This window comes from Limosilactobacillus panis, from assembly GCF_019797825.1.
Lineage (GTDB): Bacteria > Bacillota > Bacilli > Lactobacillales > Lactobacillaceae > Limosilactobacillus > Limosilactobacillus panis_A.
Window position 1 is genome coordinate 352,212 of record NZ_CP081855.1, and the last position, 23,687, is coordinate 375,898.

14 protein-coding genes, 1 tRNA gene and 3 pseudogenes are annotated in these 23,687 nt (G+C 49.2%); 10 read left to right on the forward strand and 8 right to left on the reverse strand.

From position 1 onward, the window contains the following. Positions 1 to 130 precede the first annotated feature (130 nt). Both KZE55_RS01635 and nth read right to left on the reverse strand, forming a co-directional pair. A complete protein-coding gene (locus KZE55_RS01635; RefSeq protein WP_222258742.1) occupies positions 131 to 1,090 on the reverse strand; it encodes a 2-hydroxyacid dehydrogenase family protein in 960 nt (319 codons plus the stop codon). Between the two features lie 107 nt (positions 1,091 to 1,197). Continuing rightward, the gene (gene nth, locus KZE55_RS01640; protein WP_222258744.1) at positions 1,198 to 1,839 is read right to left on the reverse strand and encodes an endonuclease III; all 642 of its coding nucleotides are present in this window, start codon (positions 1,837 to 1,839) and stop codon (positions 1,198 to 1,200) included. A gap of 269 nt (positions 1,840 to 2,108) precedes the next feature. Here nth and KZE55_RS01645 point away from each other — a divergent pair, with 269 nt between their 5' ends. Both KZE55_RS01645 and KZE55_RS01650 read left to right on the forward strand, forming a co-directional pair. Continuing rightward, a complete protein-coding gene (locus KZE55_RS01645) occupies positions 2,109 to 3,542 on the forward strand; it encodes an APC family permease (protein WP_222258746.1) in 1,434 nt (477 codons plus the stop codon). A gap of 110 nt (positions 3,543 to 3,652) precedes the next feature. Then, a tRNA-Thr gene (locus KZE55_RS01650) sits at positions 3,653 to 3,725 on the forward strand. A gap of 152 nt (positions 3,726 to 3,877) precedes the next feature. Here the strand turns inward: KZE55_RS01650 and KZE55_RS01655 are convergent. Then, positions 3,878 to 4,733: pseudogene (locus tag KZE55_RS01655) on the reverse strand (alpha/beta hydrolase fold domain-containing protein). A 1,377-nt stretch (positions 4,734 to 6,110) separates the two neighbouring features. Between KZE55_RS01655 and manA the strand changes: the two are divergent. Continuing rightward, entirely contained in the window at positions 6,111 to 7,076 is a 966-nt protein-coding gene (manA, locus tag KZE55_RS01660) for a mannose-6-phosphate isomerase, class I (RefSeq protein ID WP_222258748.1), read from the forward strand. Between the two features lie 610 nt (positions 7,077 to 7,686). Further along, a complete protein-coding gene (locus tag KZE55_RS01665) occupies positions 7,687 to 8,208 on the forward strand; it encodes a GNAT family N-acetyltransferase (RefSeq protein ID WP_222258750.1) in 522 nt (173 codons plus the stop codon). A 46-nt stretch (positions 8,209 to 8,254) separates the two neighbouring features. Here KZE55_RS01665 and KZE55_RS10190 read toward each other — a convergent pair whose 3' ends face one another. The 3 genes and pseudogenes from KZE55_RS10190 to KZE55_RS10415 all read right to left on the reverse strand — a co-directional run bounded on the left by KZE55_RS10190 (position 8,255) and on the right by KZE55_RS10415 (position 10,596). Next, positions 8,255 to 8,755 carry an SDR family NAD(P)-dependent oxidoreductase gene (locus KZE55_RS10190; RefSeq protein ID WP_261313278.1) on the reverse strand — a complete coding sequence of 167 codons (501 nt, stop codon included), beginning with the start codon at positions 8,753 to 8,755 and terminating at the stop codon, positions 8,255 to 8,257. 124 nt (positions 8,756 to 8,879) lie between these two features. After that, on the reverse strand, positions 8,880 to 9,053 hold the full coding sequence (locus tag KZE55_RS10195) for a hypothetical protein (protein WP_261313279.1): 174 nt from the start codon (positions 9,051 to 9,053) through the stop codon (positions 8,880 to 8,882). Positions 9,054 to 9,192: 139 nt separating this feature from the next. Further along, positions 9,193 to 10,596, reverse strand: a pseudogene (locus KZE55_RS10415) (ClC family H(+)/Cl(-) exchange transporter). Between the two features lie 109 nt (positions 10,597 to 10,705). Here KZE55_RS10415 and KZE55_RS01680 point away from each other — a divergent pair. The 4 genes from KZE55_RS01680 (at position 10,706) to ndk (ending at position 16,755) form a co-directional block, all read left to right on the forward strand. After that, complete coding sequence (locus KZE55_RS01680; protein WP_222258752.1) at positions 10,706 to 11,866, forward strand: cation:proton antiporter; 1,161 nt, start codon at positions 10,706 to 10,708, stop codon at positions 11,864 to 11,866. A gap of 485 nt (positions 11,867 to 12,351) precedes the next feature. Further along, a complete protein-coding gene (gene ltrA, locus KZE55_RS01685; protein WP_222258754.1) occupies positions 12,352 to 13,734 on the forward strand; it encodes a group II intron reverse transcriptase/maturase in 1,383 nt (460 codons plus the stop codon). 174 nt (positions 13,735 to 13,908) lie between these two features. Next, positions 13,909 to 16,224: an RNA polymerase recycling motor HelD gene (gene helD, locus KZE55_RS01690; protein WP_222258756.1), complete on the forward strand. Its 2,316-nt coding sequence runs from the start codon at positions 13,909 to 13,911 to the stop codon at positions 16,222 to 16,224. A gap of 66 nt (positions 16,225 to 16,290) precedes the next feature. After that, the gene (ndk, locus tag KZE55_RS01695; protein ID WP_047768610.1) at positions 16,291 to 16,755 is read left to right on the forward strand and encodes a nucleoside-diphosphate kinase; all 465 of its coding nucleotides are present in this window, start codon (positions 16,291 to 16,293) and stop codon (positions 16,753 to 16,755) included. Between the two features lie 137 nt (positions 16,756 to 16,892). On the opposite strand, the gene KZE55_RS01700 is transcribed toward ndk, so the two are convergent. Further along, positions 16,893 to 18,251: an IS4 family transposase gene (locus tag KZE55_RS01700; RefSeq protein ID WP_065901546.1), complete on the reverse strand. Its 1,359-nt coding sequence runs from the start codon at positions 18,249 to 18,251 to the stop codon at positions 16,893 to 16,895. A 135-nt stretch (positions 18,252 to 18,386) separates the two neighbouring features. After that, on the reverse strand, positions 18,387 to 19,217 hold the full coding sequence (locus KZE55_RS01705; RefSeq protein WP_222258758.1) for an AraC family transcriptional regulator: 831 nt from the start codon (positions 19,215 to 19,217) through the stop codon (positions 18,387 to 18,389). Positions 19,218 to 19,436: 219 nt separating this feature from the next. Here KZE55_RS01705 and KZE55_RS01710 point away from each other — a divergent pair. Then, positions 19,437 to 21,381 (forward strand): annotated as a pseudogene (locus KZE55_RS01710) (glycoside-pentoside-hexuronide (GPH):cation symporter). Between the two features lie 46 nt (positions 21,382 to 21,427). Then, entirely contained in the window at positions 21,428 to 23,647 is a 2,220-nt protein-coding gene (locus KZE55_RS01715) for an alpha-galactosidase (RefSeq protein WP_056962139.1), read from the forward strand. The last annotated feature ends 40 nt before the right edge of the window (positions 23,648 to 23,687 follow it).

Sequence of the window (23,687 nt, forward strand, 5' to 3'; positions counted from 1 at the left end):
TAGTGTCTAGCGCCGCGCAGCAAGTCCATTGATTACGGACAAACGCCGGCCCGTTCCGTGCCAACGATCGCCCTATACTAGCCAAAGGCGCGCTCTGATGCTTTTTTCCCAGCTTCTTTAGAATCCTAAATTAATTAATGATGTACTTGATTGCCGTTCCTTTAATTGCAGCAATCGCGTTGTTGGCCACAATCTTGCCCATTGCGTTCCGAGCTTCAATTGAGGCGTTCCCAATGTGGGGTGTCAAGATAACGTTACTAAGTTTTTTGTACTGGTCATCGACTTCTGGTTCTTGTTCGTAAACGTCGAGTGCAGCGCCGGCAATGTCCTTCTTTTGTAATGCCGTGAGAACAGCCGCCTCGTTAATTACGGGGCCCCGGGCACAGTTGATGAGGACGGCAGTTTTCTTCATTTTCGCCAGCTGGGCGCTGTCAATCATGTGGTGCGTCTCATCAGTTAGTGGGCAGTGCAGGGTAATCACGTCGGCCTGCTTGAACAATTCGTCCAGACTGACATAGTCTGCGGAACAAGCGGCCTCAACTGCTGGGCTTGCCTGGTGCCGTTGGGTGTAAATAATCTTCATGTTAAAGGCGTGCATCCGCTTGGCGACAGCCTGACCAATGCTGCCGAGACCGACGATGCCGAGGGTCTTGCCAGCAAGTTCGGAGCCGAGGAAAAAGAGTGGTGCCCAACCAGTAAAACCGATTGTCCGCATCCGGTGGTCACCTTCAACAATCCGGCGCATCAAGGCAATCATTAGTCCACAAGCAACTTCTGCCGTGGCGGTCGATGAGACAAATGGGGTATTCGTAACATCAATCCCCCTTTCTCGGGCGTACTTAACGTCAATATTATTGAAGCCAGCTCCGAAGTTGGCAATCAGCTTGAGCTGGGGGGCCGCATCAATAACCGCTTTATTGACCTGGGTTGAGAGGGGAGTAATGAGGACCTGACAGTCATGAATGTGACTGATTAATTCATCAGTGGTAATCAAACCATCACCATCATAAACAGCAAAGCCAATTCCCGCCTCCTGCAAAAGGTTCGTTGCAACCGTTGGTAACTTTGCCGATAAATATACTTTAGCCATAGTCTTCGCCTTCCTAAATAAATGTGAGTATTATCAAGTTTGTGAGCGCTAACACTTTTATTATAGTTCTTTTTTCGGATAAAGGATAAGATTGGCGGATGAACTTCTTAGATTACGTTTTGCTGCCCGGTCACGCAGATGGGGAGAAGGGGGCAGTCGCTGCAGCGGGGATTGCGGGCCATACACCGGTAGCGACCCCAGAAAATCATGCTGTGGTGAGCATCCAGCCACTTTTCCTTAGGAACAGCCTCACGTAATCGTTTTTCAATCGCCAGAACGGTAGCCTTGGGTGGGACCATTGCCAGCCGGCGAGCCACCCGGCTGACGTGGGTGTCGACCGGGAAGGCGGGGATGGCAAAGCACTCGGCCATCACGACGTTGGCCACCTTGCGTCCGACCCCGGGTAGGGAGGTCAGCTCCTTCAGGGTCCGAGGAACCCGGCCATTGAAGGAGCTGACCAGCTTCCGTGAACAGTTGACTAGGTACTTAGCCTTGTTGTGGTAGAGACCTAGCCGTTTAATGTAGGGTTCAACGTCATCCGGTTCGGCAGCTGCCAGGTCCTGGGGAGTTGGAAAGCGGTCAAACAGGGCCGGTGTCAGCTTGTTGACGGACTGGTCGGTTGACTGGGCACTAAGGATGACGGCCAAAAGGAAGTGAAAGTGGGTGTCGGCATAGAGGGTGGTTCCGGCAGCAGGGTACTCGTGCCGCATTGTCTTAATAGCGTCATAAATTTCTTGATTGTTAAGCATTAAGCATCACTCCAAACGAACTAATTAATTCCAGTTTACCCCTCAAATTAGTGAATTATTAGTACCTTTTTCAATAAAAAATTAATTTTTATTCATTAGGGCCTGGTTGCCGGTCTGTCGGGCTTCCCTGAAATATCATCCGGCCCCTGCTATCAAGCGAAAAGGCTTACAAATAAAATTAATATTTGACCACGGGAAGAACGGTTGGTAAAATAAATTAAAGTTTTTATTATAATTCTAATATATTTCTAATTAAAGGAGGAAGAGTTATGAGTTTTTGGAAAACAATCACGCGAAAAGAGGACCCGCGCGTTTATGAAAATAAAGATGGCCATTTAGTGCGATCATTAAAAGTTCGGGACTTCCTCGCCCTCGGTGTGGGGACGATTGTATCGGCTTCCATTTTTACTCTTCCTGGTGAAGTGGCAGCGATGCATACGGGGCCAGCGGTAGCTATCTCATTCGTCATTGCTGCCGTTGTTGCCGGTCTGGTGGCATTTGCCTACGCTGAAATGGCGGCGGCCATGCCATTTGCCGGGTCGGCGTATTCTTGGATTAACGTTGTCTTTGGAGAGTTCTTCGGCTGGATCGCCGGATGGGCTCTGCTAGCAGAATATTTTATTGCCTTAGCCTTCGTTGGGGCCGGGCTCTCGGCTAATTTACGGGCCCTGCTCGCCCCGGCGGGAATCAAGCTACCGGCGTCTTTATCCAACGCCTTTGGGACCAAAGGTGGGGTCGTTGACCTGATCTCAGTTATTGTCATCGCCCTGGTGGCAATCCTGATTGCCCACGGGGCTTCTAAGGCCGCCCGGGTGGAGACCCTCTTGGTTTGTTTGAAGGTCTTCGCCATCCTGCTCTTTGTTGTTGTGGGATTGACAGCTATTAAGACCAGCAACTACGTACCATTTATCCCGAAGTACCACGAAATGGCTAACGGTCCGTTTGGTGGCTGGCAAGGAATTTATGCTGGGGTTTCGATGATTTTCCTGTCCTACATCGGTTTTGATTCCATTGCTGCTAACTCGGCGGAAGCCATCAACCCACAAAAGACGATGCCACGGGGGATTCTTGGTTCCCTGCTGATTGCCGTGGTTCTCTTCGTTTCCGTTGCCATGGTTTTAATGGGGGTTCTCCCTTACAGTAAGTACGCTAACAGTGCCGAACCAATTGGGTTAGCGCTGCGGGCCGCTGGTCACGGTGGCGTGGCCGTGGTTGTTCAGTCAATCGCCGTTGTGGGGATGTTCACCGCTCTGATTGGGATGAGTCTGGCTGGTTCCCGATTGATTTACTCATTCGGCCGTGACGGGATGTTGCCGAAGTGGATTGGTAAGCTGGATAAGGCGGGTCGGCCAAACCGAGCCCTCTGGACACTGACGATTGTGGCCATTGTGATTGCTGCCTTCTTCCCATTTGCCTTCTTATCTCAACTAGTTTCCGCTGGGACACTGATTGCCTTCATGTTTGTGTCCCTAGGAATTTACGCCCTGCGGAAGCGGGAAGGTAAGGACATTGCGGACCCGTCCTTTAAGATGCCGTTCTACCCGGTAATGCCAGCGCTGGCCTTTTTGGCAGCCTTGTTGGTGTTCATGGGGCTGGATTACCAGGCCAAGCTATATGCCGGAATTTGGTTCGTTTTTGGGCTAGTCATTTACTTTAGTTACGGCGTTCGACACTCATTCTTAGCAAAGAAAAATAAGGATTAAACGTTGTTAGATAAGCGCGAAGCGAGGCTGAGAAAAAACTATATTTTCCCAGTTTCGCTTTTTTTATGGCCGCCTTGCCTTGGCTGATTAACCTCGGTTATAATTTAAGTGCCGTCTTAGCTCAGATAGGTAGAGCACATCCATGGTAAGGGTGACACGGCAGTTCAACTCTGCCAGACGGCTTTAACAAAAGAAGGTTACTTTTGGATCACCAGGCAGCTCTTGGCTCATAAACACAAACACTCGGATTGTCTCCAGAAAGGGGGAGACAGTCCGAGTGTTACTATTTATACTTCTTGTTGCTAACGATATTACAATAAGTTACTTACTGGTCCTTATTGCAAGTGCTCTTGAAGAAACTTACCAACAATGTCGAAAACCTGTGGTTGCAGGAACTTAGCATCCATGTGATTGGCGCCCTTGATTTCGTAAAGATCGGCCGGGATGCCCTTTGCAACGAGGGTGTTGTACAGCTTTTCACTATCTTTGATTGGGACAACGACATCGTCCGTCCCGTGGAGAATCAGGAAAGGAACCGTCTTGGAATCAATGTAACTAAGCGGGTTGGCCGCGGCATCAAGTTCCGGTGCCTCTTCAGGTTCTGCTCCCAGCAGGTTGCGGTAGACAAAGTCAAAGTCGTCACTTGCGCTGCCTTCCTTGGAGGACAAGGGGTCGACAACTCCGTAGAACGGAACGGCCACCTGGACCGCACTTGAGTAATCGGGGTTATTTCCCTTATCAAACTTCTTAAGACCGTTGGTGACACCGAGCATGCTTGCCAGATGGCCACCCGCTGACTCGCCCATTGCGACGAAGCGGTCAGGGTCCGCCTGGAAACGATCGGCATTGGCCCGCATAAAACGGATGGCTGCCTTGGCGTCTTCCAGTTGGCCGGGGAACTGAACCTTGTTGCTATCACGATACTCGACCCCCTACCACGATGTAGCCTTGGCGAGCGAAATCGGCCAGGTTTGGCAAATGAACGTTATGGTCGACGTCCATCCACCCACCACCGGCGAACCAAAAGATAACCGGATAACGCTTGCCATCATCATTTTGGAAGTGACGGATAACCGATAGTTTCAGGTCACGAGTGGTCTTGCCGAGCCAGCCGGGAACCTGGGTGTAGGTGATGTCAGAGTCAAGCCAGAGGCCATCACGAACCTGTGGAACATCAATTGTTTTTTTCATAAATTAAAGACTCCTTATAAACTTGTTCCTACGCTTTCAGTATCACATAGGTTGTCTAAAGAATAAAGGACTCATAATTATTTGGCAAGACAATCTATCGGTATTTGCTTAGTGGGGCTTAGACAGGTCATATTATAATGGTCAAGTCAGTAATTTTAAGAACTCGCGGCAGAATTGATTGCTTATACTTTTATAAAAAGGGCAATTGAGAATAAAACCTTATATCGAGATATCACTAGGTAGCTCTAGTGAAATGGGAGGACGCTGATATAAGGGTGTTTCTCTTTTTGTTTTTCACGGTTTTTTAAAAAGCGCCCCAGTCCCGATAAGGAGGACGGAGCGCTAGGGTCACTACCCGAGCAACCGCTTAATTAGGCGTTTAACGTGCTTACTGGGCACAATCAGGATTATAAGGAACCAATGTCCCACAGGAGTCACCTCCCATTGCACATGGTTTAAATGGGAGCTGCCCACCCGATGTGCAATGTTAATTGTACCATGCCTTAAATGTGGTATAATACATATATCAGGATTATAAGGCCGGTGTGCAAAATGATAGTGAGGTAGCTCTCCACTATCGAACCGGTTGGGGCGCTTAATAGGCGTCCCTTTTTATTAGCGAAAAAGACGGTGAACAGAACGTTCATCATCGGCCTTGCCCGTTAGTGAGAAATAGTTTTCCCACAGCTTTAATTTTTAATGCTTTTCGACCATGAATAAGAGTGCTCTAAACGCTGATATAAGGGCGTTCATTTTTTTCTACGATTTCTACAGTTCCTAAAAAGCGCCCCAACCCCAATAAGGGGGATGGAAGCGCTAGGGTCACTACCTGAGCAACCGCTTAATTAGGCGTTTAACGTGCTTACTGGGCACAATCAAGAGAATTACACACCAATGCAAGGGAGTCACCTCCAAATTTGCGCTTAGTAATAGCTGATTAGACTCTCGGTGCGCTTATTAATTGTTTCATACTGAATTAATGGTATAATATTTGTATCAAGAGAATTACATCGGTGTGCAAAATGGCTTCAGTTGATTACTTGAGCCGAACCGGTTGGGGCGCTTAATAGGCGTCCTTTTTTGTTTAATATGAAATCTAAAACTGGGTGTTCGCTTGTGCATCGACATTATCATTGAATTTCTCAACAGAAAAAGCACCCCAGTCCCGGTAAAGTGGACGGAGCGCTAAGATTACAACTTGAGCAACCACTTGATTAGGCATTTAACGTGCTTAATGGGCATTATAAAGATGAATGACCAAAAATATCTCATGATGTTTTACCATCTTATTGCACATTTTTGGAGCACTCAATGGCGGAAATTAGTTTTATGCGGAGCCGTTGAATATGAATAATACTAATAAGGAACGTGAGATAAATGGCAGAACCACTGTTTTTGAAACCAGTTTTTCATGAAAAAATTTGGGGTGGCCGGCGCTTGGCCACCGATTTTAACTACGACCTTCCTGAAGGAACAATTGGTGAATGTTGGGCAATTTCTGGCCACCCTCACGGTCCTAATGAGATTGAGAATGGCGAGTTTAAAGGCCAGCTCCTTCCGGACGTCTATGCTCAACACCCGGAGGTCTTTGGCAATCCCAAGTCACCAGTATTTCCACTGCTGACCAAGATTCTGGATGCGGAAGCCAGCCTTTCCGTTCAGGTGCACCCCGACAACGCTTACGCGGAGAAGCATGAGCACGAACTGGGCAAGACCGAGTGCTGGTACATCATTCACGCCGACGCGGGCGCCTACTTAACCTATGGCCATACCGCTAAGACTCGAGAAGAGCTCAAAGAAATGATTGAAAAGCATGAGTGGGGGAAGCTTTTCGGCAAGAAGCCGGTTAATACCGGGGACTTTGTATACGTCCCGTCCGGTACCATTCACGCCCTCAACAAGGGAATCATGGCCTTAGAGACCCAGCAAAGCTCTGACACGACGTACCGGATCTATGACTACGACCGGGTAGACAAGAAGACCGGCAAGAAGCGGGCCCTCCACCTCAAGCAGTCAATAGATGTCACCACCGTACCGTTCAAGGAACCGCAACTCAATAGCACGGTGGAAAAGGTGGGCGATTCGGTCGTTACGACCCTGATTACCCAACCAGATTCACCGTTCTTCAGTGTTTACAAGTGGGAGATCAATGGTCACCTTACCTGGCAGCACGAACATGGTCCATATACCCTGATGTCGATTATTGACGGTCAGGGGACTTTAACCGTGGACGGTAAGGAATACGAGCTGAAGAAGGGAACCCACCTGATTATCCCGGCAACCGTTAAGGAGTGGTCAATGGACGGCAAGATGCTGGTCATTGCCTCGGAATCAGTTGAATAGTTTTTAACATTTTAGGTAATTGAAGAAGAACCTCCATTAAGAAAATTAGACCTCCAGTCCGGCCTGGCCGTTCTGGAGGTTATTTGTATACTCTGCTGATGTTGAGAGAAGGCAGGTAACGAGGCGTCTTGAAGATGAGCGCGGAGCAACGAGGCGTGGTCGGTCAGTAGCCGGCTGTAATTCCGGCAGGATTCGTTACCATTTCTGGTGTTTAATTTGTTAAGAACTGTTAGGGTGTAAAAAAATAACTAAGACTAATGCTTATACTTTAGCTTTCGCATAGTCTTAGTCTTGGTTATATTTTACAAGACGATACATTGTTCTAATCAGGCGCTGCATCGTAGGAATAGCAATCTTCTTAGTTCCAGGTTCAGAAGGTTGCCTTTTCCTTTTCCCAGCTTCATTTTGGTTTAAATTTAAAAAACGAGAAATGGCCTGATCCCGTCTTTCTTAGAGAAAAGCCCATCTTTCATAGGATGAAAAGTGTAATAATCCACGTTTTTAACTAATCTCTTTCTGATAGGTATCGTTTCTGTTATAGTTCACAACGGGGTGGACAGCAGCACCGATTAGGGTAAAATAGGGATAAATTCAACTGGAGGAGAAAGCAATGCAAAAGTACACACGTCAGGCCAAGCCGGCCGACTTATCCCGGATAATGTCAATTATTCAAGATGCCAAGAGCCAGCTGAAGGCCGCTGGTAGTTCCCAGTGGCAGGGGGACTATCCTGCTGAAGACGATATTGCCACGGATATCAAGGAGGGACACGGCTTTGTCTTCATCAACGGGCAGGAAATTGCTGGTTATGCGGCGGTGATCGTGGGGGCCGAGCCAACCTACCAGAAAATTGACGGGGCATGGCAAAATGACCAGGCCCCTTATGCCACGATCCACCGCATCTGCTTTAGTTCCGCATACCAGGGGGAAGGGCTGGCGAAGATCTTCATGGCCGACCTCTTAAGCCTGCAGGTTGCCCAGGGGATCATCAATTTCCGAATCGATACGTCGAAGTATAACCAGCCGATGCAAGCCGTTGCCAAGCGTAGCGGTTTTGTTTACCGGGGGATTATCCAGGTCACTGAAGACAAGGAGAACCCTGAACGATTAGCCTATGAATTGAATTTAAAGTAAGAAAATACGAAGCGCGGGAAAGGGCCCCGGGCTTCGCATTTTTTATTTATGGTCGTTGGCCGAGGCCACCTTCTAATGTGATGGTCTCTCCCGTCATGTATTTAAAATCGGGTGAGGCCAGTTGGACGCAAACCCGGCCGATTTCCTTTTCGGCATCCCCAAAGTGGCCCATCGGGGGAACGTGGACGTTAGCCTTAAAGGCATCCGGAAAGGCGGCCTTAAACTGTTCCAGTTTGGCAGTCCAGGCGAGCGGGCAGACGATGTTGACGTTCACCCCGTCCTTGGCCCATTCAGTGGCGGCCACCCGGCTCATTCCCCGAATCCCCTCCTTTGCGGCGGCGTAGGCACACTGGCCATAGTTGCCGAAGAGGCCGGCACCGGAGGCAAAGTTGATTACTGAACCGCCGTTTTCCTTCAAGTATGGGTAACAGGCCTGCATGTAGTAGAAAGCCGCGTACAAGCCGGAATAAATTGCCAGGTCAAACTGGTCCTTGGTGTGGTCCGCTAACGTGACGCCGGAAGCGGACGCCTGGGCATTGTTGATCAATACGTCAAGGCGGCCGAACTTGGCAATTGCCTTATTATAACGACGTCTTTGACCACGGCCTGGTTATCAGCCTGGGGGTTAATGTCTGCCGGTACTGCCAGTACCTCAATTTCGTAGTTCTTCTCTAACTCGTCCTTAGCAGCGGCGAGTTTGTTTTCGTTACGACCGGTACCAGGTTAGCTCCCTCCTTAGCGTAGGCGGTGGCGATTCCGTAGCCAATCGATCCACAGCGACCGTCACTCAAAACGGCCCGCCCAGCACCAGTAATCAGAGCTACTTTTCCCTTTAGAAAGCCCATGTTGTTTCCTCCTTAAATAATTGGTCTCTGTAGATTGAGTTTATCATGTCCCAAACTAACGACTGGTATAGGTAAAATCATCTTAATAAAAAAATAATAAAGCAGTCGCCGAATGCTTGAACCAGCGACTGCTTTACCATTACTTTTCAAACGTCATCTCTTCACGCAGGGCGTCGTAGATGAATGGCTGTGACCCGAGGGCCATGCTGGTGTAGTAGGCCACGAAGGTCACGATTGCCATCGGGAGGATCTGTTCGATTGAACCAATCATTTCTGTGGCCAGGAGGATTGAGGTAAATGGTGTTCCCTCCGTAGCGGCAATGTAGGCGGCTCAGAGTTAGAACAGCTAGAGCATTAACTGCCGTTCCCTCCGTAGCGGCAATGTAGGCGGTCATCCCCAGGACAATCATGTTCAAATAGCAGGCGCCCGGGAGAATGCCCGCGTGGACCATCAGCAGGCCGGAGATGGCTCCCCAGATACCGCCGAGGACAAAGATGGGCATGAAGATGCCGCCGGGTACGGTGGCCCCGTAGGAAATCATGGTACCGACAAAGCGGATTATCAGGAAGGCAACCAGGAGGATGAGGTAGTGCCACCAGCCCCCGCTATTAGGCATAACGCTCAAAAACTGGATTACCTTGTGGCTTCCCCCTAGCAGCTGCGCGTTCCACAGGCCGACGGGAATCACAAGGAGGAGGGGGACGATACTATGTAAGCGGTCGGGAATGATGGTCAGCTTACCGTACCACCACTTTAGGTTCAAAATGCAGTACTGGAAGCCGTATGCCCCTGCTCCGCTCACAACGCCGACAATCAGCAGCCAGGGGTAGGTGGCAAAGGGGAGGTTCATTTTGATTGGTAAGTACAGGCAGGGCTGAGTCCCGAAGTAAAGGAAGGTCGCAAAGTCAGCCGCAATGCAGGCAGCCAAAGTGGGCACCCAGACCCGATTTTTGAAGTCGTGGGTAACTTCCTCTAGTAGGAAGACGGTTCGAGGGGGGCACTAAAAGCCGCCGCGAGCCCTGCCGCGGCCCCGCACTGCAAAAGAAGGTGGCGGTCGTCGTCACCGAGGTGGAAGAATCGTTCTGAAAAGCCCTCGCCAATGCAGGCGCCCATTTGGATGCAGGGCCCTTCCCGGCCCAGAAAGAGACCGGGACAGATTGCCAGGAGACCACCGACGAACTTGCGCCACAAGACAGCCCACCACTTCATCTGGTGCTTTCCTAATAGGATGGCCTCGATTTGGGGAATTCCGGACCCGAGAAGGTCGAGCTCTTCACCCTGGATGGTGCGGGCAATTAGTCCAGCGATGAGAAACATCAGCAGGACATAGGGAATGAGCAACCAAGGGTGGTGGGCCATCTGGGGATAGATAAACCAGAGGACTTCCAGGGTATGGTCAATGATCCACCGGAAGGCCCCAACGAGCAGGCCGATAAAGAAGCCGATCACGATTCCCGCCCCGACGTGCTTGAGAAAGGGGTTGGCGAATGGGCGCCGTAGTAAGTCACGCGCCCGCATGGGTTGTGCATTTTGCAAAATCATTGCCTCCCCCAAAAATAAGTTCACTTTAAATTATATCCTTTCTTGTTAGTTCGTGCTGAAACTTATGCTATCATTAGTCTCAGTTACTAAGTGAAGTGGAGGAAATAAAATGGAATTTATTGCAACCTTGGCGGGGCTGTTGCTCATGACCCAAATAGTTGCCCACTACTGCCGGCGGGTGGAAATCCCCGAGGTGATTGGGCAGATCATTGTCGGCATCATTGTGGGCCCGGCAATGTTGAACTGGGTCCACCTCAACTCAATGATGAACGAGTTTCAGGAGATTGGAGTTATCATTTTGATGTTTATTGCGGGACTAGAAAGCGACCTCTCGCAACTTAAAAAGTATTTAAAGCCGGCCTTTGCGGTGGCAATGGCGGGGGCCGTCATCCCGGTCATCGTAATGTCACCAGTTGCTTACTTTTTTGGCTTTACTAAGACTGAAGCTGTCTTTATCGGGGTTATTTTTGCCGCCACGTCCGTCAGCATTTCGGTAGCGGTCTTGCGGGAGTTTAACCAACTTAGTAGTCGGGAAGGGGCAACCATCCTCGGGGCCGCAGTTGCCGACGATATCATCGGCGTTATGATGCTGTCCATCATGATCAGTGTGATTAACGGCGAGGGTGGCGATGCCCACACCAGCCTGCCCCTCTGGCTGGCCCTGTGCTTGCAGGTCCTATTCTTTGGTGGCACCTACCTGCTGGTCCGCTGGCTGGCGCCCTACCTAATGCACCTCAGTGAGAAGATGCTGACCGAGTCGGCGCCGTCCGTTATGGCAATGATTATCTGTCTAGGGATGGCCTCAATTGCGCACTACGTTGGCCTAAGTGGGGCGGTTGGGTCCTTCTTTGCCGGTATTGCGGTTGCTAATACCCACCGGAAGGAAACGATTGACCGGAGCTTTGAACCGATTGGCTATGCCATCTTCATCCCCCTCTTCTTCGTTAGCGTCGGCCTGAACATGCGCTTTGATAATATTCAGCGTTCCCTGCTGTTCGTGATTTTGATGACGGTGTTGGCTTGCCTGACCAAGCTGGTCGGCTGTGGGGCCGGGGCCCGGATTGCCGGCTTCAATATGGTGAGCTCCTATGTTGTCGGCAGCGGGATGATTGCTCGGGGGGAGATGGCCCTGATTACCGCCCAAATTGGGTACGAGGCGCATCTCATGTCGCCGATGTACTATTCAGACGTTATTACCGTTATTATCTTGGCAACGATCTTAGCGCCGTTTATTTTGAAACATTCATTGAAAAAATTACCTGCTGCTTGAAACTAAAGAAGGATTGGCGATGCGTTTCGTCAATCCTTTTTTAGTGCGCCCGGCATGGGTATTAGCTAGGTGGTGAAAGTCCACTATGGGCCGTAGTAGTCGGAACCATGAGCCGAGGACAAGGGTGTCCGCTGTGAGGTGGAATCTGAAGGAAGTCTAAGGCAAAGTGCTGCACCGATGAACAAGAAGTAGCTATAAGGCTGAAATTAACTGGATAAGGTTGCTAGACAAACTAAAGTCCAATACTACTCGAAGTTGCTTTCAGTAAAGCTAACGGTGACATGGTACGAAAGTTAATATTCTTACCCGGGGAGATCTGACCTACACGTTTCCGACAAGAGGAATGAATGAAATTCCACAGAAGCAAGCATAGCAGTGATGTTGTGTTGAGTAAGCCAGAAGTCAGCCGAGGTCATAGTAGTCTAATTAATTAGATGAAGGACCGAACGACAATAACTTATAACTTATATCGGAGGTGTAATCAGGTGCGACAATCGCAGAAAACAGAACCACAAGCTGACCGCTTGTCGAGGATAGGTTTGGAAAACCGAAAGTACACAAGGGCGCGTAGTACCGATTATGGTGAAGGTAAAGGTATGAGTGTCACTATCCAAGACCTGGTCTTGGATCGCAATAACCTGAACCAGGCTTATTTGCGAGTTAAGAGAAATAAAGAAGCAGCAGGTGTTGACGATATGACAGTCAATGGCCTTCTGCCATATCTCAGAGAAAATAAGACGGAACTGATCGCTAGTTTGCGTGAGGGCAAGTATAAACCAGCTCCAGTCAAACGGGTAGAAATTCCGAAGCCTAATGGTGGAGTAAGAAGACTTGGAATACCAACGGTGGTGGACCGAATGGTTCAACAAGCTGTAGCCCAAATTCTTACGCCTATCTTTGAGCGTATTTTCTCGGATAATAGTTTTGGCTTTCGCCCTCATCGTGGAGCCCAAGACGCAATCGCAAAGGTAGTTAAACTATATAATCAGGGATATCGAAGAGTAGTCGACTTAGACCTGAAGGCCTATTTCGATAACGTCAACCATGATTTGATGATTAAGTACCTCCAACAATATATTAATGACCCATGGACGCTAAGGCTTATCCGCAAGTTTTTGACTAGCGGGGTCTTAGATCATGGGCTTTTCGCTAGGAGTGACAAAGGAACGCCGCAAGGTGGACCATTATCACCATTACTGGCGAATATTTACCTAAATGAGTTGGATAAAGAGTTGACCAGACGTGGCCATCACTTTGTACGCTATGCGGATGATTGTAATATTTATGTTAAAAGTCAACGGGCGGGAGAACGAGTAATGCGCAGTATTACCCATTTTCTCGAAAAGCAATTGAAGGTTAAAGTTAATCCAGATAAAACTAAAGTTGGTAGTCCCCTAAGATTGAAGTTTCTTGGCTTTTCACTAGGTGTAGACCGTAACGGTGCCTATGCCCGACCGGCCAAGCAATCACAAAAGCGAGTTAAGCAAGCACTAAAGCTGTTAACAAAGCGCAATCGGGGAGTATCCATTGAGCAAATGTTTGAGGAAATTCATCGCAAAATGCGGGGTTGGCTTCAATATTACTCAATTGGGAAACTAACTAACTTTATTCAACGCCTTGACAAGTGGTTGAGGGTCCGAATAAGGCAGTATATTTGGAAGCAATGGAAAAAGTTTAAAACTAAGGTAACTAACTTACAGAAGTTGGGGCTGTTCCAGCATGATGCATATGTCTTCGCTAGTACCCGAAAGGGCTACTGGCGAACTGCACATAGTAAGACCTTGAGCTATTCTCTAACTAATAGAAAACTGGAACAACTCGGACTTATGAATATGTCCAAGACGCTCCAGTCAATTCAATGTGATTAAGTTGTCGAACCGCCGTATACGGAACCGTACGTACGGTGGTGTGAGAGGTCGGTAATTGAACTAATCAATTACCTCCTACTCGATTGTGGGTATCCCCAGTCGCTTTTGGTTGGGTCCCCACGGATAAAATGCTAAAATAGATAATCACGATTACAGAAAAAAGGGGGAACGAAAATGGAAGACGGAGAGCAACGCGTTGAACAGCAGCGGGTCGACCAGGTCGATGAGGAAATTGCCCGGCAGATTGCTGAGACGAAAAAGGCAGTCGTGGCTGCCCATAAGGAAACCAGGGCGGTCGAAAAGAATTACAGCGAGAACGCCTCAATCAACCGTTACGAAGTTGATGATATTGCCGAATCGCGGTCCGAACTGGAACAGCAGCGGCGACTAGTTTCTCAAGCAGCCGAGAACGAAACCATCCTAAAACACCAGCTCCGTACCCTGAAGAACCTTCAGGGGTCCCCGTACTTTGGCCGGATCGACATCCTGGACCCCGGCGAAGATGAACCAGAGAGTCTCTACATTGGGACGGCATCACTGATGAATAGCGACAAGACCGACTTTTTGGTCTACGATTGGCGGGCCCCTATCTCTGCGGTCTACTACAACGGCACGCTCGGTAAGGTTAAGTACGAGACGCCAGCGGGGACGCAGACTACCACCTTGGTTAAGAAACGCCAATTCACAATCAAGGATGGTAAGATCACCAACATGTTCGATACCAACGAAACAGTCGGTGACGAGCTCCTCCAGGCCGCCCTTGGGGAGCAAAACGACCAGTACATGCACAACATCGTGGCGACGATTCAGCAGGAGCAAAACGACATTATCCGGGATACCAGAAGTGACCTCCTCTTGGTCCAGGGGGTTGCCGGTTCCGGGAAGACCTCCGCAATTTTACAGCGAATTGCCTACCTCCTCTACCATAGCCGGGCGGAATTAAATGCTGACCAGATTGTCCTCTTCAGTCCGAACAACCTCTTTAGTCACTACATTTCGGAGGTCTTACCAAGCCTGGGGGAACGGAACATGCGCCAGGTCACCCTGGCTGGCTTTCTCCGCCGGCGGTTTGAAGGCCTCCAGGTAGAGACCCTCTTTGACCGTTATGAGGAACGGCAAAAGGACAGCGGGGACCATGTTGTTGCCGACTTCTTGGAAGGCACCCCAATAATGGCAGCCGTCTTTGACTACGTTCACCAGTTACCCGTGGAACAGATCCAGTTTACTGACCTGACCTTCAACAGCCGGGTCTTCTTCAGTGCCGACCACATCCGCGACCTTTACCGGGCCCTTCCCAAGACGATGACGGCGGCGGACCGTTTAGTTCACCTGAAGAATAAGCTGATTCGTGAGCTCCAGCACCGGGTAAGAGAAGAGGCGAGGAAGGACTGGGTTGCCAAAGTCCTCGATGACCTGGACGTCCAGCAACTACACCGCCTATACGGCAAAAAGACGGTCGACGACTTTAAAGATGAAAACGCCCAGTACGCCTACCTGGCCCGCCGCCTAGCCAAGCGCCGTCTGCGGGTGGTCGCCGACGCAATTTACAACAACTACTTTATTGACTTTTACAATCAGTACGAGCGCTTCCTCCGTCAGGTTGTCCTGCCGGAGAACATCAGTAGGCGGGACTGGATCAACACGATTACCGAATACCAAAACGAAATCGAGTACCATCGGCTGAAGCTGATGCACACGGTTCCGCTGATGTATTTGCGTGATTTGATGACGGGGAGTGGGCAGAACCAGGCCTTCCAGTACGTCTTCATTGACGAGATGCAAGACTACCCACTGGCAATGCTGATTTACCTTCGTCATGCCTTTCCCCGAGCCAAGTTTACCGTCCTGGGTGACAGTGAACAGGCGCTTTTCAAGCCACTTCGTTTGCCCCAGAAGATGCTCAAAGAATTAAGCACGGCCCTGCAGGCAAAGCACCCCAACCTGATTGCCCTGAACCGGAGTTACCGGTCGACCAAGGAGATTACTGACTTCGCTAAGGCCCTCCTGCCCGATGGGGACCAGGTTATTTCCTTTACCCGTCACGGGGAGCGCCCGGCCCTCTATGTTCGCTATGATCAGGTGGCCTGCGACCAGTGTGTGGCGGCGATGGTAGCCAAGCACCGGCAGAAATTTGAGACGGTGGCGGTCCTGACCAAGAACCGCGACCAGGCGGAACACATTTACCGTCACCTGCACCAGCAGGGGGTTAGTGACCTTCACTTGCTCAGCGCCCGCGATAGTGCCCTACCAACGGGGATCCTTGTTTTGCCAATATACCTCGCCAAGGGCCTCGAGTTTGACGCCGTCATTGCCTACGATATTTCCCAGGAAAACATGGCAAACGTCGATGCCGTGGGGATGATCTACACAATGGCAACCCGGGCAATGCACCAGTTGACCCTGGTAAGCAACGGTCCGGTTGCTAAGGCAATTACTGCTCAGGCCGGTAAGCAGGTCGTGATTGAGCATGAATTAACCGATAAACAATAAAAACGCTTTCACGGCCTAGGGGAATATGTTACTCTATTAGTAGCGATTTATAAGGAGATGTTCCGTATGGTAAAAGATGAATATACTTTGGTACTGGTAAAGCCGGATGGTGTTAAGACACGGCACATCGGTGATATCATTACCCGAATCGAACGGAAGGGTTACACCATTGAAGCCCTGAAGATGATCATCCCAACCGAGGAAAAGCTGCGTCAACACTATTCTGACAAGGTGGACAAGCCATTCTTCCCTGAACTTTTGGAATACATGACTGAAGGCCCAATTGTCGGAATTGTGGTTTCCGGGACGAACGTTGTCCAGGCCATCCACAACATGGCCGGGGCTACTAACCCTGGCGAGGCCGAGTGGGGGACCATCCGTGGGGACTACGGTCGTGAATGGCCAGATGGTAACCTGCGGAACATCATCCACACCTCTGATACGGTAGACAGTGCCACCCGGGAAATCGGTATCTGGTTCCCTGAATTTGACGTGGAACAAGCTCGTAAGGCTAAGTTAGAGAATAACTAATATCTTTAAAAATAAGGAAACTGGTGAAAAGTTGCTCGCTTTTCACCAGTTTTTTTAAGTTCTAATCTGAAACTTGAAAGTATGAAGACAGACTGATTCCTTGGTATCACAGGGCATATTTTAATTAATTTAACCATTTAGCTTGCTGTTAACAGCGAAACTAACCGTTTCGGCAAAAATGTGAAGAACTGATTCATCATCTGAATAATTTGGGCTCTTCTTGCATAAACTTCATGATTAATAATCGTTTTTAACGAATTTAGAAGCCATACCAGTGCTTGAGACAACTCAATATCTGGCATGGCTTCGTTCATTATAAAGAATAAATCCCCAATGGTGCGATCATCCTGATTTTGCCGTTCCTGCCAAGCTAATAGGTCATAAGTCATCATGACAATTGCTAAATGGCCACAAAGCCCGTCATAATTTTGAACTTGTGATTTGTCGAGCCGCAAGTATTGCTTGGCAACTTTAAAGTAATTCTCAATTTGCCATCTTCGGGCGTATAGTTGAATGATCTCTTGTGGCTGAAGGCCTAACTGAGTCGTTGCCAGTACTAGGTAGTCATCTTGACGGGCCCGATTAGCCACAAATACCAAGCGAAGCTTGAATTTTTGGTTCCCGACGTGCGCTTCGACAAAGCAGCTGTATTGATAAGCTTGTTTCGGTTGATATTTTGAGGCCTGCAGTCGCTTGTATAATGCTTTAACTGAATATTGCCGTCCGCGATATTGATAGTAAATTTTGCTGGACCGTTTAAGCATGCCCACGCCATTTAATCCCAACTTGGTTAATTCATAGAACATTTTTGGTGAGCTATACCAGCTATCAAATAACACATAGTCAGCTAGAACGCCATTTGCGAGGGCTTGCTTGACAAGTTGCAATGAAACGAGGTTCATTTTTTGCTGTGCTTGGCGACGTCTCCGGCCAGCAATTGTTCGTTGATCGGTTGTTTTAGCTGATTTTCCAAGGACGTTTTGTGGCTTCTTGGAAGACATTAATGCAAAGTTGATCGGTAAGAATGTATTGGCGTCACTCCAACCCAAAGTTAAAGCCCGGTATCCCTTAATATATAACTGTTTGTCATGGTCAAAGACTCGCGCTAGTAATTCGGTTTGGGTGGCGTACTCACGGGAAAAGAGTGTATCGTCAATGATCAATGCTAACCGCCGCCGGCGGTCAATAAACGGTCGTAAATGCTTGATTAAATGACTCCCAACTTGACAAATCAAGCGTTGCCAATTGATCCGGCCATCGTTCAAATTATTTCTGACGGTGCGACTGGTAAAGTTAGGTGTTTCATGGGCTCGATAAAGCGAGCGTCCCAGGAACTTTGTCGTGAGCAGCCATTCAATGACCTTCATCAAGCTGATTTCTGAATTCCGGCGATAATTCACCAACTTGGTGAGTTTAGATAGACCAATGAGGGAAGTAAATTGATGAACAATATTGTGAAGCTCGTTTTCTGTATTTTTTTGTCTTATAATATTCATGACGTAAGTCTCCTTTGTATCTTGGTTTTGGTCGACTAAAGTATACAACGCAGGAGAGCTTGCGTTTATTTTTTTGCCAAAAAAGCCAATAACCACACGCCTTTGGCGTGATTATTAGCTTTCAAGTTTCAGGTTCTAATACAGATTTCGCCGGTACACTGACGGGCTAAAGCCACTGTAGCGTTTAAAGGCCTTAGAGAAGGTGAATTCGTCCCGGTAACCAACCTGGTGGGCAACCTCCTGGACGGTCTGGTCCGTACTGCGAAGAAGCTGGCAGGCCTCTTCCATCCGCAAGTGGGTGAGGTAGCTCTGGGCTGAAATGTTAAGGTCCTTTTTAAAGATGGTGTAGAGGTAACTGCGCGAGATATTAAGGTGGTGGCACAGATCCTCAACGGTGCACGACTGTTTAGTGAAGTTTTTTTGCAGGTAGTAAGTAGCTAACTTGAGCTGATCATGGGCCTTACTGCCGGCCTTAGGGGCCTGACCAGGATATTCCGTCACCAGGTGGTAGAACATCTGGTAGGTCAGTGTTTCAACCAGGATGTCGTTGGCTAAGGAGCTTTTCTTCTTCAGTGCGGCGAAGAGGCAGGAGAGGCTGTCATAAAAGTGACTCCCCTGGACCTGACGGAGGTACCGCTTGGTAAACAGGGCCGACCCGGCCAGCATTGTCTTGATCTTCGTTCCCGAAAGGCCAATCCAAAAGTACTTCCAAGGGTGCTGACCATCGGCCTGGTAGAAGCAGGGGACCCCCTTTGGCAAGAGGAAGACATCGCCCTTTTTCAGGGTTACAGCAGGGTGGTTAGCCGAGGAGAAGGTTCCCTGGCCGTCCATGACGTAGTGGATGACATAATTGTCACGGACATTATTTCCCCGGTAAAAGTAGTTGGGCCGGCAGTTATCCTGGCCAATAAACAGGATGTTACTTTCGAAGCTTTTGCCAGTAAGACTTTTGTATTCACCGTCCATTTTTTTCTCTTCCTTCCATGTTGATTTGTTCAATCATGATTACTCTTTATCACCATTGTAGCATGGAACATCAAAATTACATGTCGATTTGTTAGTAAAATTATTTTGCACATATTGGAACTTTTTAGCCATGGAATGATAAACGATTATCAAATATAATATTATCGAATTCTGAAAGCGGATACAGAAACCGTTTTTAATGTTAAGGAGAGAAAGATTATGAGTACTGAAAATAAGAACAAGATGCCGATGCGGCAACGTCTTGCTTATAGTTTTGGTGCCTTTGGTAACGACTCGTTCTACGGTCTCTTTTGTGGCTACCTGATCATGTTCATTACCTCGCACCTGTTTGATACGGGCAACCAAAGTCTCGATAACAAGATGATTAGTATTGTGACACTGATTATCATGTGCCTGCGGTTTGTCGAATTGTTCATTGACCCCTTCATTGGGAACGCAATTGACCGGACTAAGACCCGGTGGGGACACTTCCGCCCGTGGGTGGTAATCGGTGGGACCGTCTCCGCGGTGATCCTCCTCTTGCTATTCACCAACATGGGAGGCCTGTACAAGAAGAGTGCGATTGGCTACCTCGTCTTGTTTGGGGTCCTCTATATCACGATGGACATCTTCTATTCCTTTAAGGACGTCGGTTTTTGGTCGATGTTACCATCACTGACGACTGATTCTCGAGAACGGGAAAAGACAGCTACCTTCGCCCGGGTTGGTTCAACCATCGGTGGGGGGATGGTCGGAATCATCGTTATGCCGGCCGTCATCTACTTCTCCGCAACCAAGACCAGTACCGGTGACAACCGTGGTTGGTTCGTCTTTGCCTTGATTATCTGTTCTTTGGCCATGTTATCTGCCTGGGGGGGTAGGAATCTTCACCCAGGAGACTAACAGTGAAATTCGGAAGAATAAGAAGGACACAGTTGGTATCGTCGGCATCTTCAAGGCGCTCTCCGGTAATGACCAACTGATGTGGGTGGCCTGTGCCTACCCCTTCTACTGTGTTGGAATTAACATCATTAATTCCCTGGAAGTTTACTACTTCACCTACATCATGGGGGCACCAAAGGCATTCTCGATTTTCTCCACGATCAATGTCTTCTTGGGAATCATCGGGACTTCCTTATTCCCGTTCTTCTCTAAGCACCTTAGTCGGAAGGCCCTCTTTACCAGCCTGTTGGTATTCATGCTGTGCGGGATTGCCCTCTTTACCGTCGCTGGCGACAACCTGGCATTGGTTCTGATTGCCGCTTCGATGTTCGGCTTCCCCCAACCAATGGTTTTCTTGATTGTCCTGATGGTCATCACTGACTCCGTTGAATATGGGCAGCTGAAGTTAGGCCACCGGGACGAATCCCTGGCCCTGTCCGTCCGGCCGCTGCTCGATAAGTTCGGTGGTGCCGTAGCCAATGGGGTCGTTGGTCAAGTAGCCATCCTGGCGGGGATGACGACTGGGGCCACTGCTTCTTCGATTACCGCCACGGGACGGATGAACTTCAAACTAATGATGTTTGCTGTACCAGCAGTCCTTTTGGTCATCTCTATCTGCGTCTTTGCCAAGAAGGTGATCCTGAGTGAGGAAAAGCACGCCGAGATTGTTGCCGAATTGGAAAAGGCTTGGGGCAAGCACATTAAAGACGACGACCAGCCTGCTAAGGATATTGACATTCCAACCCCAATTGCTGGAACCCTGATGAAGATGAGTGACGTTAAGGATGATGTCTTCTCCACCGGGGCCGCTGGGGACGGCTTCGCAATCAAGCCAAGTGATGGACGGGTCCTTGCTCCGTTTGATGCCACGGTCAAGCAGATCTTTACGACCCGGCACGCGGTTGGTTTAATCAGCGATGACGGGATTGCCCTCCTTATCCACGTTGGTATTGGCACTGTTAAGCTCAAGGGAACCGGCTTTGTTTCCTATGTTGAAGAGGGGCAACGGGTCAAGAAGGGTCAAGAATTGATTGAGTTCTGGGACCCAACGATTAAGAAGGCGGGCCTCGATGACACCGTGGTGGTTGCCGTGACGAACACCAAGAAGCTGGGACCAATTTCGCTAACTGCCAAGCCGGGAATAAATGTCCAAGCCGGGGACGATGTCTTGCAGGTTCAACTACAGGAAAATGACGAAGAACTAGTGCCGACGACCGATTAAGTTTATAATAGGTAATGTAAATGCTTACAAAAAGGGGTTATTTAAAATGAGTATCCATGTTAACGAAGAACACAAGCTTTTCCACTTACAAACTGCCAAGACAAGCTATGTTTTCCAAATCCTGGAAAATGGTGAAGCGGGACAGCTTTACTATGGACCACGAATTCCGGTAAAGGCTGCCTACACAAACCTGGCCAGCCGGGAAGAACACGACTGCACGAATACGCTGACCGTTGAACAGTCCGATTTTCAACTAGAACTGATCAAGCAAGAATACGCCGGCTTAGGCAAGGGGGACTACCGCTACCCAGCCTATCAAATCACTTACAATGATGGGTCCCGGACATCCGAATTCAAGTACATGGGCTACAAGATTACCAGTGGCAAACAACGGCTGACCGACATGCCGTCATCATTTGACGACCAGGGGGACGATGCTCAGACCCTGGATGTGGAATTCAAGGATGAATACGCCGATGTTGCCTTGACCCTCCACTACACCATCTTTGACAAGGAAGACGTCATTGTTCGTAGCGCCACCTTTACGAACCGGGGCAAAGACATTGTCTTAAATCGTGCGCTGAGTGCCCAACTTGACCTGCCGGATGCTAACTACGATATGGTCCAATTCTCCGGTAGCTGGGCCCGGGAACGTCATTTGATTCGGACCCCACTCCGTGCCGGAGTTCAGAGCATCTCCAGTTTGCGGGACGCATCAAGTCACCAGCACAACCCATTCTTCATGCTGGCCCGGCCGCACACCGATAACAACCACGGTGGTGTCTTCGGTTTTAACTTTATCTACTCCGGGAACTTCCTCGACTCCGTGGAAGTTGACCAGTTCGACACGACCCGGGTCCTGGTCGGTATCAACCCGGACGAGTTTGGCTGGCACCTATCTGATGGGGAGAACTTCCAGACGCCAGAAGCAGTGATGACCTACACCAGTGATGGCTTCAATCAGCTGAGCCACCAGCTGGCTGACTTCTACCAGGGCCACTTGATCAACCCGCACTTTGCCCGTCAAGAACGGCCAATCCTGATCAACAACTGGGAAGCAACCTTCATGGACTTCAACGAAGACAAGTTGATGCCAATCGTTGACGAAGCTCACAAACTCGGCATTGAAATGTTTGTCCTCGATGACGGCTGGTTTGGCCACCGGGACGATGACAAGTCTAGCCTGGGTGACTGGTTTGTTGACGAAAAGAAGTTCGCTACTGGGATTGACGGCTTTGCCAAGAAGGTCCACGATAAGGGGATGAAGTTCGGCCTCTGGTTCGAACCGGAAATGATCTCAATCGATAGTAAGCTCTATGAAGCACACCCTGATTGGATGATTGCAACTCCTGGCCGGCAGAGCACGCCTGCCCGGAACCAGTTTGTTCTTGACATGACCCGCAAAGAAGTTGTCGACTACTTAGTTGATCACATCAGTGCCATCATTAAGAAGACCCAACTGGATTACATCAAGTGGGACATGAACCGGAACATTACGGAAATGTTTGGGGCCAAGCTACCCGCCGACCGTCAATTAGAATTTGCTCACCGCTACATCCTCGGGGTTTACCAACTGTATGCCCGCCTGACGAGTGCCTTCCCGAAGGTTCTCTTTGAATCATGTGCCTCCGGTGGTGGCCGTTTCGATCTCGGGATGATGTACTATGCTCCTCAAGCATGGTGCAGTGACGACACTGACGCTGTTGAACGAATCAAGATTCAAGACGGGACTTCCTATGGTTACCAACAATCGATGTGGGGTGCCCACGTTTCTGCGGTACCAAATGACCAGGTTGGCCGGCTGACTTCGCTGGCGACCCGGGCAGCCGTGGCCTACTTCGGTGACTTTGGTTACGAACTAGACATTACTAAGCTGCCAAAGGACCAACTGGCCGAGATCAAGGACCAAGTGGCCTTCTACAAGAAGTACCGGAAACTCTTCCAGTTTGGCAAGTTCTACCGCTTGGAAAACGCCGACACGGCAACCGACAACGTTTACGACTGGGAAGTTGTTAATGATGACAAGACCAAGGCTATTATGGCGCGCTTCCAGATCCTCAATGGCGCCAACCCAGCTTACATCCGGGTATACTTTGCAGGCCTGGACCCTGAAAAGCAATACACGGTTAACGGCGGGGACGAGAAATTCTCTGGTGCTGAACTGATGAACGCTGGTTACTTTGTACCCCGGATTATGGACCGGACAAAGCCGGAGAAGGATCCATCGGACTTTAGTTCACGGCTCTTTGTTGCAGAAGAAGCTTAAAGAATAATAGTTGAATAATAAAAAGGTTTGGCTGCGATGA